General features: G+C 57.7%; 12 protein-coding genes. 9 read left to right on the forward strand and 3 right to left on the reverse strand.

The genetic code is table 11. The annotated features are described in order from the left end of the window. Positions 1-73 precede the first annotated feature (73 nt). The 6 genes from S4A8_RS04640 to S4A8_RS04665 all read left to right on the forward strand — a co-directional run bounded on the left by S4A8_RS04640 (position 74) and on the right by S4A8_RS04665 (position 8020). Positions 74-1180, forward strand: coding sequence for a tyrosine-type recombinase/integrase (locus S4A8_RS04640; RefSeq protein ID WP_353219218.1), 1107 nt, complete (start codon positions 74-76; stop codon positions 1178-1180). Then, positions 1177-3972: a class I SAM-dependent DNA methyltransferase gene (locus S4A8_RS04645; protein WP_353219219.1), complete on the forward strand. Its 2796-nt coding sequence runs from the start codon at positions 1177-1179 to the stop codon at positions 3970-3972. Before S4A8_RS04640 ends, S4A8_RS04645 begins: the two co-directional genes overlap by 4 nt. A 77-nt stretch (positions 3973-4049) precedes the next feature. Further along, positions 4050-4298 (forward strand): AbrB/MazE/SpoVT family DNA-binding domain-containing protein, encoded by a 249-nt coding sequence (locus tag S4A8_RS04650; RefSeq protein WP_353219220.1) that lies wholly within the window; start codon positions 4050-4052, stop codon positions 4296-4298. After that, positions 4295-4690 (forward strand): type II toxin-antitoxin system VapC family toxin, encoded by a 396-nt coding sequence (locus tag S4A8_RS04655; protein ID WP_353219221.1) that lies wholly within the window; start codon positions 4295-4297, stop codon positions 4688-4690. The genes S4A8_RS04650 and S4A8_RS04655 overlap by 4 nt, the downstream gene beginning before the upstream one ends. A 12-nt stretch (positions 4691-4702) precedes the next feature. Further along, positions 4703-6829, forward strand: a complete 2127-nt coding sequence (locus S4A8_RS04660) for a DEAD/DEAH box helicase (protein ID WP_353219222.1) — start codon at positions 4703-4705, stop codon at positions 6827-6829. A 3-nt stretch (positions 6830-6832) separates the two neighbouring features. Then, a complete protein-coding gene (locus S4A8_RS04665) occupies positions 6833-8020 on the forward strand; it encodes a GIY-YIG nuclease family protein (protein WP_353219223.1) in 1188 nt (395 codons plus the stop codon). A gap of 111 nt (positions 8021-8131) precedes the next feature. Here the strand turns inward: S4A8_RS04665 and S4A8_RS04670 are convergent, their stop codons facing one another. Then, positions 8132-8983 (reverse strand): replication protein RepA, encoded by an 852-nt coding sequence (locus S4A8_RS04670; RefSeq protein WP_353219224.1) that lies wholly within the window; start codon positions 8981-8983, stop codon positions 8132-8134. Positions 8984-9004: 21 nt separating this feature from the next. Next, complete coding sequence (locus S4A8_RS04675) at positions 9005-9223, reverse strand: helix-turn-helix domain-containing protein (RefSeq protein WP_353219225.1); 219 nt, start codon at positions 9221-9223, stop codon at positions 9005-9007. A 105-nt stretch (positions 9224-9328) separates the two neighbouring features. Here S4A8_RS04675 and S4A8_RS04680 point away from each other — a divergent pair, with 105 nt between their 5' ends. After that, on the forward strand, positions 9329-10831 hold the full coding sequence (locus tag S4A8_RS04680; protein WP_353219226.1) for a hypothetical protein: 1503 nt from the start codon (positions 9329-9331) through the stop codon (positions 10829-10831). Between the two features lie 36 nt (positions 10832-10867). On the opposite strand, the gene S4A8_RS04685 is transcribed toward S4A8_RS04680, so the two are convergent. Beyond that, entirely contained in the window at positions 10868-11386 is a 519-nt protein-coding gene (locus tag S4A8_RS04685) for a plasmid mobilization protein (RefSeq protein WP_353219227.1), read from the reverse strand. A gap of 404 nt (positions 11387-11790) precedes the next feature. On the opposite strand from S4A8_RS04685, the gene S4A8_RS04690 reads away from it, so the two are divergent. Next, positions 11791-12150, forward strand: a complete 360-nt coding sequence (locus S4A8_RS04690) for an antitoxin VbhA family protein (protein ID WP_353219228.1) — start codon at positions 11791-11793, stop codon at positions 12148-12150. A gap of 138 nt (positions 12151-12288) precedes the next feature. Further along, positions 12289-12498, forward strand: a complete 210-nt coding sequence (locus S4A8_RS04695) for a hypothetical protein (protein ID WP_353219229.1) — start codon at positions 12289-12291, stop codon at positions 12496-12498. The last annotated feature ends 792 nt before the right edge of the window (positions 12499-13290 follow it).

A 13290-nucleotide genomic window follows, 5' to 3' on the forward strand; every position in this document is an offset into this window, starting at 1 on the left:
TTAGCCAATAGCTTTGCGCGACGACATGCTCAGAGGTACATTATAGGTACACTCGTGGTGCAGCAGGCTTGCAATGGCTACCCTAACCAAGACCTCCGCTGGCCGCTGGAAAGCGGTCGTCCGTCGCCAAGGCTGGCCAACCAGCTCGAAGACTTGGCGGACGAAGCGCGACGCCGAAGATTGGGCACGCCGGACCGAAGACGAGATGGCCCGTGGGGTCTATCAGAATCGCGCGCCGGCCGAACGCCTCACGCTGAGTAGCGCCATTGATCGCTATTTGAGCGAGGTCACGCCGACCAAGAAAGAAAGCACCCAGGCGGCCGAGAAGGTTAAGGCACGCAAGCTAAGTGCCGATTTGGGCCAATACAGCCTCGTCGCGATCACACCGGATGTGGTTGCCGCCTACCGAGATCGGCAACTGGCCAATAACAAGTCTCGCGACACCGTGCGGCTTCAACTCGCCCTGCTCTCGCATCTCTTCGAGATTGCGATCAAGGAATGGCGTATCGGCATCTGGTCCAACCCATGTCGCGCTGTACGTACCCCCAAGCCCGGCAAAGCCCGTGACCGCCGGCTGTCATCGGACGAGGAAAGAAAACTCCTGAGCGCCGCTCAGAGCCAGTCCAACCCGATGCTCGGACTTATGATCCGGCTGGCACTGGCAACCGCCATGCGAGCCGGCGAAATTCAACGTCTCCGCCGGTGCGACGTAGATCTCAACCGCCGCACCGCCCTCTTGCGCGACACGAAGAACAACCAATCCCGCACCGTACCGCTCACCACAAATGCCGTCCGAGCGCTCCGCACTGCACTCGACAATCCCGTTCGACCCATCGATTGCGATCTGATCTTTTTCGGCGAACCCGGTCGCGAGGGGATTCGCCGTGGATTCCAATACGGCCCCGGCTGGAAACGCGCCACGCGGGACGCCGGCATCGCGGACCTGCGCTTTCACGACCTAAGGCACGAAGCAGTCAGCCGGCTTGTTGAAATGGGGCTGGGCGATCAGGAAGTCGCGGCGATCAGCGGCCATAAAAGCATGCAGATGCTGCAGCGGTATACGCATCTGCGAGCCGAAGACCTTGTCCATCGATTGGACGCCTTGGATTCAAGCACTGCCGCGGACGCCGATAACGATTATCGCGGCGTCGAAGCCCCGATTGCGGAGACCCGACCATGAACGCCGTAGAGATCGAAGCCGCAGTTGCGGAACTGGCCGATCAGCCCTTTGACGCCAACGAGTTTGCGTTCGCCTTTCTGGAAGCCTTCGGCAACAAGGCCACGACCATCAAGCGCCTGCGCGCGGGCAACACCAATAAATCCGATCTGAACGGCGGGGTCCTACAAACCAACAACATCCATATCGCCGTCTGCGACACTGGCCGAGTGGGCGATACACTCAAGGCGCTCCACGAAAGTCCGCAAACGACCAAAGCCAAGGCCAAGTTCCTTCTCGCCACCGACGGCGAGACACTGGAAGCCGAAGACCTCGCGAGTGGCGAGGCCATTGCTACAAGATTCGCCGATCTGGCCGACCACTTCGGCTTTTTCTTGCCGCTGGCTGGTATCTCGACGGTCCGCGAGATCAAGGACAACCCGGTCGATGTCCGCGCTACGGGCCGTCTCAACAAGCTGTACATCGAGCTTTTGAAGCACAACCCGGACTGGGCCGAACGCCGCCACGACATGAACCACTTCATGGCGCGGCTGATCTTTTGCTTCTTCGCCGAAGATACCGATATTTTCGACGGCCAGGACCTGTTCACGCGCACCGTCGATACCATGAGCGAGCGCGACGGCAGCAATCTGGCTGACGTCATGTCCACCCTCTTTCGTGCCATGGATATCCGGCACGAAGATCGGGACGACGCCGAATTGCCCGGCTGGGCCAAGCCCTTCCCCTACGTCAACGGCGCCCTCTTTTCCGGCGCAACCGATGTACCGCACTTCACCAAGCTGGCCCGCAGCTACCTGATCCAGGCCGGCAACCTGAAATGGAAGGCCATTAACCCGGATATTTTCGGCTCCATGATTCAAGCCGTAGCCGACGACGACGAGCGCGGCCAGCTCGGCATGCACTACACCAGCGTGCCCAACATCCTGAAGGTGCTGAATCCGCTGTTTCTGGACAATCTGCGCGAGCAGCTCGAAGACGCCGGCGACAACGCCCGAAAACTGCTAAACCTGCGCAAGCGCATGGCACGCATCCGCGTGTTCGACCCGGCCTGTGGCTCAGGAAATTTCCTGGTCATCGCCTATAAGGAAATGCGTGCGATCGAGGCTGAGGTCAATCGACGCCGAAAGGAAACGCATCTCAAGTCGGCCATTCCGTTGACCAACTTCCGCGGCATCGAGCTACGCGACTTCGCGGCCGAAATCGCGCGTCTGGCCCTGGTGATCGCCGAGTACCAGTGCGACGTGACCTACCGTGGCCAGAAAGAGGCTCTAAAGGATGTTCTGCCGCTGTCCCGGGAGAACTGGATTACCCAGGGCAATGCGCTGCGGCTGGACTGGCTCACGGTGTGCCCGCCGACCGGCACGGGGGCTAAGGTTTCCGCGGATGATCTGTTCGAAACGCCGCTCGATCAGGCCGAGATCGACTTCCAGAATGAAGGTGGCGAGACGTATATTTGCGGAAATCCACCTTACTTAGGTTCAAGCCTCCAAAACAAAGAACAAAAAGCTGACCTGAAAGCCATATTTTCGGAAAGTACGAAAAACTGGAAGTCTTTAGATTATATCGCGGCTTGGTTTATGAAAGCCGCCAATTACGGCCTCCAGAGCCATGCCTCAAGTGCGTTGGTTGCCACAAACTCTATTTGTCAGGGTCAGCAGGTCGCTATTCTTTGGCCGCTCATCTTCGGAACTGGCCACGAAATTGCTTTCGCTTATTCATCTTTCAAATGGGCTAACCTTGCCAGCCAGAATGCCGGTGTGACCGTGATTATCGTAGGCCTTTCGAACAAGCCTGCTCAGCCTCGAGTGCTATACGCTACTGGCACAGACGAACAGCTTAATGCAGCGGAAGCCCGTAACATAAACGCCTACCTCATTGCTGCTCCCAACATCATAGTCAGAAAACGTTCATCCCCCATGTCAGATATTACCGCAATGGATCGCGGCAGCGGGCCGGTTGATGGCGGCAATCTGATTTTATCCGCCTGGGAACGTCAAGCGCTATTAGCAGATCGGCAGGTTGTATCCAGCGTAGTTCGTCGCTACATGGGATCTAGCGACTCTATCGACGGTATCCACCGGTATTGCCTTTGGATTGATCAGGATAATCTAGAGAGCGCTAGCAATTCGCCAAAAATCAATGAACGAATAGAAAAAGTCGAACAATTTCGACTTGGAAGCACGAAAACTGCTACTGTTAAGTTCGCGAAATGGCCATATAAATTTCAAGAAATCCGTCAGACGGGCACTGAAGTACCTATTGTTGTGCCCCGCCACAGTTCATCAAACCGGGAATACCTGCCGTTCGCAGTTGGATCAGTCGGCGACATTGTTGCCGATAGCGCGTTTGCGTTCTACGACGTGCCATTGTGGAACATTGCCATTCTAGCGTCCGTGCTACATCTAACCTGGATAGCGGTCGTATGCGGGAAAATTAAGACCGACTATCGCTACTCCAACACGCTCGGCTGGAACACCTTCCCGATACCCACACTGACCGAGCAAAACAAAGCCGACCTGACGCGCTGCGCCGAAGACATCCTTCTCGCGCGCGAGGCGCACTTTCCAGCGAGCATCGCCGAGATGTACGACGCTAAGCGCATGGACAAGGACTTTCCCGATCTGCGCCACGCCCACGAACGGAACGACGACACTCTGGAGCGCATCTACATAGGCCGCCGTTTCAAGAACGATACCGAGCGTCTGGAGAAACTGTTCGAGATGTATGCCCAGATGACGGCGTCCGAAAACGGTCGGTCGTACAGTAGCAAACGAAAGCGCCCCACGCGTAGCTGACCGGCACTTTGCCCCCTCTTGCGCCGAGCACTGAACGTCCTTACGCTAAAGTAAGGAATTTATGAGGTATTACGTCCATGAGTACAGCGACTTTGAGCTCCAAAGGACAAATCACCATCCCAGTGGCGGTGCGCGCGGGTCTCGGTATCGATACGGGCGACCGGGTCGAGTTCGTCGAAGTTTCACCTGGGCACTACGAGTTGGTCGCCGCCACGCTGCCAACGACGGCCCTGAAAGGATTGATCGGCAAGCCTGAGCAACCGGTTAGCGTTGAAGACATGAATACGGCCGTTCGCCAGCGGGCCGCAAAAGCTGTCGATCCGTGATTGGTCTCGATACCAACGTCCTGGTGCGCTATCTGGCGCAAGACGATGCCAAGCAAACGCCCTTGGCTACTGACTTAATCGAATCGTTGACCGCCGACAAACCGGGATTCATATCCCATGTCGTGCTGGTCGAGACCGTTTGGGTATTGGAGTCGTGCTACTCCGCCCGTGCTGACCGGATCGTTCAGGTGATTGAGACTTTGCTTCAGGTCGAAAGCCTGGCGGTCGACGAGGCCGACGTCGTATGGCGGGCCTTACGGCAATTCAAGCAAGCGGGCGGCGACTTGGCCGATGCATTGGTCACCGCACTCGCCCGTCGCGCCGGTTGCGATGCAGTGTATACCTTCGACCGCGGCGCAGCGAAACGATTCGATATGACGCTTTTGCAATAGAGGGGGCACCTAATGGCGGCGAAAAGCGGCGCAAACGGAAGCGCGATCCCGTCGGTATCCATCACCACGGCACACACGGGCGCAAGTCGTCGAACCAACGCGCTCGGTATGCGGCCGATGCAGGAACGCGCCTGGAGCCGGCGTGGCGAGCAATACCTGTTGATCAAGTCGCCGCCGGCGTCGGGCAAATCCCGGGCGTTGATGTTTATCGCCTTGGATAAGCTCGATAACCAGGGCATTCGCCAGGCCCTCATCGTGGTGCCCGAACGCTCGATCGGTGCCAGCTTCAGCGATGAACCGCTCAGCGATTTCGGTTTTCCTTATGACTGGCACGTTCTGCCCCAATGGAACCTGTGCAACACGCCGGGTGCTGATGAGCCACGGGTGGCCCAGTCCAAGGTTAAGGCGGTCGGTGAGTTTTTAGCGAGCGAGGACCGCATTTTAGTCTGCACTCATGCCACCTTCCGCTTTGCAGTGGACGAGTTAGGCGTCGAGGCCTTTGATGATTGCCTTTTGGCCATCGACGAATTCCACCATGTCAGCGCCAATCCGGATAACAGGCTAGGCAGCCAACTGGCCGCGTTCATGGAGCGCGATCGCGCCCATATTGTCGCCATGACAGGCTCGTATTTTCGAGGCGATGCCGAAGCAGTTCTGGCACCGGGAGACGAAGAACGCTTCGACACGGTCACCTACACCTACTATGAGCAGCTCAACGGCTACGAGTATCTGAAGTCGCTGGAGATCGGTTACTTCTTCTATAGCGGCCGCTACATCGATGCGATCACGAAAGTCCTCGATCCGGCGCTGAAGACGATCGTGCATATCCCCCACCCGGCGTCGCGCGAGAGCCTCAAGGACAAGCAGCGCGAGGTCGAAGAGATCATGGATGCGCTTGGCCGCTGGAAAGGGATTGATCCGCACACCGGCTTCCATCAGATCGAGCTATCGGCCGAGCTTGGTGGCGGAACACTCAAGGTGGCCGACCTAGTGGACGATAGCGATGCGGCGCGTCGCTCCAAAGTGCTGACTGCGCTCAAAGATCCGGCGCATCGCAACGATCGCGATCATGTCGACATCATCATCGCGCTCGGCATGGCCAAGGAGGGCTTCGACTGGATTTGGTGCGAGCACGCGCTGACCATTGGCTACCGCAGTAGCTTGACCGAGATCGTGCAGATCATCGGCCGCGCCACACGTGACGCGCCAGATAAGACCAGTGCCCGTTTCACGAACCTAATCGCAGAGCCGGATGCCGACGAATCGCTCGTGGTCGACGCCGTCAACGATACGTTGAAGGCGATAGCGGCCAGCTTGCTCATGGAACAGGTACTGGCGCCCCGCTTCGAGTTCACGCCGAAGAACACCGGCCCGCAGGACGGGTTCGATTACGGAGAAGGCGGCTATCGAGAAGGCCGGACAAACGTCGGAGTCAACGACGAAACCGGGCAATACCATGTCGAAATCGAGGGGTTGAAAAAACCGGAAAGCGAAGAAGCCAATCGTGTCTGCCGCGAAGACCTGAACGAGGTTATCACCGCGTTTGTTCAGGATCAGCCATCGCTAGAGCATGGCCTGTTCGATCAAGAAAACACGCTGCCCGAAGAGCTGACCCAGCTACGCTTGGGCAAGATCGTACGCGACCGATATCCGGAGCTTTCTGAGGACGATCAGGAAGCCATACGCCAGCATGCCGTGGCCGCGCTGAATATCACGCAGCAAGCAAAACAAGCACTCGCGAACAACAGCACAGGAGGCTCGGGAACAGCGGATGAGCCCAAAGGCAACCTATCTCTGATCCACGGCGTGCGCAAATTCGTCAATGTCCGCGACCTGGATATCGACCTGATCGATCGCATCAACCCCTTCGACGCAGCCTATGCGGTCCTCGCGCGTGCCATGAATGAGTCGACGCTCAAGCAGGTGCAAGCCACAATCGCGGCCAAACGCATCAGCATCGACCGTGATGAAGCGGTCGATCTGACAAAGCGGGCCATGCGGTTCCACCACGAACGCGGCCGCGCGCCGGATATCAACGCGCACGATCCTTGGGAAAAGCGCATGGCCGAGGGGGTTGCCGCCCTCGCTCGATACCGCAAGCAGGAACGTGCCGCCGAACACGCCGCGGGGCAAACATAAGCCATGAGCCATTCTTCCGAAGACGCGATGCTCAATGCGCTCGGCGTGGACACATCCGCGGATGAGGCGCGCGAGTACACCCGGGAAGAAGAGCGCCTGCTCGCCGGATTTGAGGATATCCAACGCTTCGTGACAGATCATGGCCACGCGCCACGGCACGGCGAAGATCTGGATATTTTCGAGCGTATCTATGCGGTGCGTCTCGATCAGCTAAAGAAGCTGCCGCATGCGCGCGAATTACTGGGCCCACTGGATACCGACGGGCTTTTGAGCGAACGCACATCGCCAGAAGATGATCCAGAGCCGGAGGAAATGGACGAAGACGCGTTGCTGGCGAAGCTGGGCGCCAGCCCCGATGACGATATAACCGTGCTGCGGCACGTGCAGCCGCATGCCCGCAAGCGACTGGCCGAAGAAGTGGCAGCACGGCAGCCGTGCAAGGATTTCGACGAGTTCAAGCCGCTGTTTGAAAGGGCCCAGGAAGAACTTGAGGCTGGCGTTCGCCAAACCGTGAGATTTGGCCGCGATACAAGTATCGAAGAAGGCTACTTCTTTATCCTGGCTGGGCAGATGGCCTACGTTGCGAAAGTCGGCGAGCCGATGAAAGCGTCAAACGGCGAAAAAGACGCTCGCCTGCGTGTGATCTTCTCGAATGGGACCGAAAGCGATCTGCTACTGCGTTCATTGCAGCGCGCACTGTACAAAGACGAAACGGGGCGACGGCTTACGGTACCGGACGCCGGCCCCCTGTTCGCCGACCACATGGACGAAGACGACCAGCAAAGCGGCACGATCTATGTGCTACGCAGCCACTCCAAGGAGCCTTTCGTCGCCGAACACCGCGAGCTTATCCATAAAATCGGTGTGACCGGCGGCGAAGTCGACCATCGCATCGCCAATGCTCGAAATGATCCAACCTATCTATTGGCTGACGTTGAAGTCGTGGCGACCTGGAAGCTATCGGGCATCAACCGGACCAAGCTGGAAAAACTGCTTCACCGAGTTTTCTCCCCTGCACGTCTACAACTCACGATCAAAGATCGCTTTGGCAAAGCGGTGCAACCCCGGGAGTGGTTCCTCATCCCGTTGCCGACCGTAGACGAGGCGGTACAACGGATTCGAGATGGATCAATCGTTAATACCGTGTACGACCCAGGCACCGCAAAGCTGGCGACTTTTAGCACCGACTGACGAGGCCTGGCCCGACTCGGTGGATACCGCTTATTGGCCACGCACCTGAGCGCGATCGCAAGACGTTACGCCGATACGCCTCCAAGGGGATTTGAGGCCGCAGTATGGCGCTCAGTAGCGCGGAACGATATGTGGAGCGCAAGGCCGCAGTCTCAACCCTTTCTGTTGAGTTTCTGCACGAAGCGCCGGCCAGTGTGCATAAACGCGCCCCAGCGCCTTTGCGAAAGCCCGCCGGAAATCCTGTTCGCGCGAGTAGCCAGCGCCAAACTGGTCACGCAAAGCCGGCCATGCAACCAGAACCGGTTTGTGTAGACGAAAGACGCGATCAGTCGCCCAAGCATAGAGATCGATTGCCAGGGGCGAGCGCAACGCGACTAAAACGCCAAAATCCAGCGGCACGGCGCGCGCCGTTATTTCATCATAGAAATCGGGCGCCAGTTCAATCCAGAATGTGGCGTTTTCGCGCGGGCCATGATCCCACCAGAGGCTAATGCCGGACGAGAATTGATACGGCTGCCACGCTGCGCCTTGCGCTGTTTTGCGATCAATATGGAGCGTGCACTTCATCAGCCGGAGCAGCTGGTCGCGAAACGACGCCATCGAGCCGTTGCGCCCACCGGACATTTGCAGGCCGAGGTCGCGAAACAGGACCGCCTGGGCGGAGTCCAGCGCGATCACGCGCGAACCGGTCACACGTGCCCGCTGGGCGATCCAGGCGAGCAGCAGGCGCGGAATCTTGCCGTAAGGCAGGCCGTGGTCGGGATGGCCGACCATCGTTAGCGTGAGGTCTCCGTTGCGCCTCTGAAAATGCAACGCGGCTTGAGCGCGATGCGGAATGGTGGTTTGCACCAACGCGCGCGCCATGAAGCCGATCGGACGCGATCCACGCGACGTGGGATTCGCCGTGTCGGTGATGCATAAAGCCGCCTGTGCCGCGGACGCAGCCGTATCGTCGAAGGTCACGAGCCTGGATCAGCCGAGCGTCTACGTGTGCTGGTTTTCCATGAAATCGGCGACATCGGTCGCACGGAAATACATGCGCCGGCCAACCTTGCGGCGCATCCGCGCCAGAGGAGCGAGCGCGTGCGATTCCAGCCGCAGCGACGTACGAAGCGATTGGGGCTCGCGGTGCAATAGCTCGGCGAGCTGTTCAAGCGTCAAGTAAGGGCCATAACGCTCGATCAGGATTTTTTCGGTATGCATTGTCGCCTCCAAAAGTCGGTACTGAACCGTTTCGAGGCTTGATTATTCCTTTTAAATCCAAGCGGCGGAGCTTAGGCTTGTAGCCAAATGTGTTGACATAAAATCATGACGCCCTTCGCTCTTAAAATAGCGCGCCAGCTACTCGAACTCTCAATTCATGACTGCTGCGACGGAGAGCTGAAGAAAGGTATCGAGCATTTCGGCGCTGGCCTTACGACCAGCTATAGCCTGACGTCGAGAAATCGCTCGCTATCGGTTTTGGCGCGGCGGTGTATGGATCAGCCAGTACGCGATCTTCTGCTGAAGAATCACGACCGCAATGACCTGCCCGATTTGCAAGGTTTATTGCCGTCGCAAATGATGCGCGCACCGCCACGAGTTGATCAGCTCGATGCCAAGCACCGCGTGAGACTTTGGCCGAGAGCCGGTCATGACGAGATGATCAGACGACGCCTGATCAATATCAGCTTGTGGGATCGACGCATTCATACCGCGATACGGTGTGCTACCGACTCGCCAGCTCCCTCGTATATACCTCTGGAACGCTGGTTCACTGATTCATTCGATTGGGTCGAGTCGCCCAGCTCTTCCAACACGTCCAATGCGTTATCGCAGTGGTCGGGTTCGCTGGACACGCTACGCCTGTGGCTGGATTCACTCTATGTGATGCTGCCAACCTCAACACCGCTTGAAGACCAATTGAGGCGACAGAAGACCGCGGTAGTTCGGTCATTCTGTGAGCCAAAGCCATATTGCGATCTGTGCTGGCGGTACACGGTTCGCTATGCGGCACTCACGCTCGCTGGCTTTAAAATTCGGTCGGCGCCCGCGAATCTCAGCCCCCACTATTGCGAATATCATCTACCGATTGAAAACCCGCCCGAGCATAACTGCTATCGATCCGATAATCGGTACCGCGAGGCTTTTCACGAAGAGTTATCGGCCCTAGTCGGCCGCCAACGCTCGAAATACGTGTTCCGGCTCCAGCCGCCGCGCAACGCGGATATACAAGAAGTACGCAAGGCTGCTTACGACACGGTCCATTGTGGCGTGCGGCCTCTGCGCTCGATACATGGAAGCGACGAAAGTCTTGCCGAACGCGTCTGGCGGCTGTATTTAGCTGGATCGGCGCAAGCCGACATCGCACGCCGGCTAAGCGTCCATCGCCAAGCGGTGTCTCGGACGCTGAAAAGGCTCAAGGGCATAGCGGCGAAACAAGCGATCGACGCGGAGATCGACCCGTCGACAGGCGAAATGTTTTCTCTCCATAGCGACGCAACTCGATCACTTTTTGACACGGTTCGTGCTTGCCGAGCTGAAGGCGCCTCCACGGCCGAGATCGCTCAATCGATCGGTCGCTTCAAGCAGACCGTGAAATCAGTTCAACGATGGCTTAGCGTCATCGATGCGATCGAGGCGGCTCAACGAGAGGGCGCTTCCCTCCGAACCGTCGCGGCGCGGTACCGGCTGTCGATCGCGTTCATCGCGTCGCTCGCGAGCCGATTCGCTCGTGAGCCGGAGCGTCATGAATACGAAGTAGCTCGTGTTCACGAAAACGAGTTCCGATTCGGCAGTTTGGTCCCGAAAAGTATGCCATCGCGTCTTTGATTTTCGAGTAATCGACATCGAGGTCGAACAGTTCAGTCATCGCTGGCCTCGCATTTCGGCTTTGTTTATCAACGCGGCGATTGCGTTGTCGTGAGCATCGACCAGCTCGAGCGTCTTGGTAATAAGCGCATCGGACGGCCGCTCGTTTGTCGAGTCGATATTCAACGCGCGAGCGATCTGGTTGAGGTTGCGACCGATCGCGGCCAACTCGGATCGCGAGCGGCGTAGCTCGGTAACTTCGGCCCGAGTGATCGCAGGCGCTCGCCCGAGTGCCTGGATGGCAATACGCGTTAACCACGACGTGCGGCTTTCAAAACCGCTCGCCTGGACCTGTGTGTCGAGAGCGTCTAGTTCCGGTTTTGTGAGTCGAATCTTCACCTGGCTATGCGTCGGCCCGGGCCGACGCGGCTCGCTACCATCATCCGGCGTGGCTGGAAGGCGATCGATGATCGCTTTCAGCACTGCGGCTGCGCTGACGCCGTGGGCGTCGGCGTAGCTCTTGAGCCGCGCTCTGCGGGGCTCATCAAAGCTGAACGCGAAGCGTGAAGTGGTCATAAAACACGAGTAGGGAGAGATGCTCGAACATACCGTCGAGGCGGTATGTGGTGCAAACTGGTACCAGTTTGCGAATCCTGCACTCTCTCCCTACCTACTCCATTTGTCGGTATGTTCCGACAAATGTCGTTCCAAGGACTGTGCCCGATAGCGACCTATCGGGTGGTTTACCTTCTCCTGAGCTACCTTGGAAAACCAACCGGATGAAGAGTCGATCGATGTTCGCCAGGCGCGTGCCCCGCTTCGTGGAAAAGCGCGATGTCGGCAATAAACAGTGCGACGGCTTAGTGGTCGAGACCGCCGACGTCAACACGCAATGAATTTCTTGCAGACGTTACGAGCATGCGCCCTAAGCTAGCCAAGTATAATGACCGCGCGTCTCGCACATTTTCGACGGTGCCTGCATGGCGAAAAAAGTGTCGATCAACATCCGTATCGAATCGGAATTACGCGATCGTTTCAATGCAGCCGCCAAGCTGGAGCGCCGGCCGGCGTCTCAGGTCTTGCGGGACCTCATGCATGGCTATATCGGCGAGGTTGAGCGTAAGCACGGCCCGGTTGCGAACCGGAGCGCCTGGGATGAATGGGAGCGGCGCAACGACCTTGCGAATGCCCAGGCTTCGATCGAGCTTGAAGGCTACGTTATCCCTGACGAAATGCAGGCGGTCGTTGAACAGTTCATGCGGGATGAAGTGAGCATTGACGCTGTAGGCGAAAAAGCCGACGAGCTGGCCGGCTCTCAATTCATTCGACGGTCCAAGTGACTATTTGGTACTGGCATTCATCAACCGTGCATTAACACGGCTAAGCTCAATCACCGAACGCCGCTTGAGCTGGCGCTGCTGGGCATTTAACGGCAGCAGGCTAGGCGGCATTTGCCGCCTAGCTTTTACAGGTGTGCCATGGAATTTCTAAGTAGCGCGATCATACGAATTAACGGCGCTTTGCGGCAGATGATGGGCGATCGCTGGCGTCTGTATTACGTTGTTGTGGCGGTGGTTCTTGGAATCGCGGCCTTGAGTGCGTTTCGTGCCGTATTGATGTACGAGCCCGATCAACGCAGCGGAGCCGAACGGGTTTTAGGTGAGCATTATTACGACGCAGACTCATGAAATGAAGTCGGCCCGGGCCGACGCAAGGCGTATGGCGAGGGCTCGTCGCTGGCTGGGTTATGAGCATTGGCAGATTGCCCGGCTCCATAAGCACCGCCCCACTTAGATGTGCACAAAACCTGTGGACAACGCCGTGGGCAGCCGGACGATTAGCCGCTGGCAAAAGGCTTTTAACGCTCTCGGTTAAATATTAACCAAGTGACTCGCGGCAATGCTCGCCAGTTGGTGATGGCCACGTGTCTCGTCGGATGCGCGACCGCTATCCCCCCCCCTTTCATCGGTGTATCCGCAGCCGCTTTTCGGACCGACTCCGTCGATAATCCGAGCGCCTATTGTGAATAGGCTGGTTATCGACTGCGTATCAAGTCCACCTAAGCTTGTAGTGTCTTTTCGCGAGCTTCTTCCGCTTCTCGCTTCTCCTGGCCTTTGCATCGTTCTGCATGCACCACCATGGCGATGCCGCCGATCAGGAAAAACACCATTACGCAGACTAGCGCTACAAGATTGGTCTTGGTCGTACCTTTGTATGCGAAGCCAAGCCAATCATCGCATCGATGGAATTCGAGGTCAGGCTATAGCCCCGTGGTCTTCGTCGTAATGGCTACCAGTGCAGCCGATGGGCTCACTGTGATCGAAAACCCGCTTGCGCTTTGGCGCTATGAAGTTTTTCACAGGTCTCGGTCGCCTACTATAGGACTCTTCCTATAGGAACTATAGGAGGGGCTCTGTATCCATTGGGGCGCAATGGCTCCAAGAGCTCTTGGTGACCGTTTATGCGTAATTTTGTGACCG

The sequence above is a fragment of the Salinisphaera sp. S4-8 genome, assembly GCF_040361235.1.
GTDB lineage: Bacteria > Pseudomonadota > Gammaproteobacteria > Nevskiales > Salinisphaeraceae > Salinisphaera.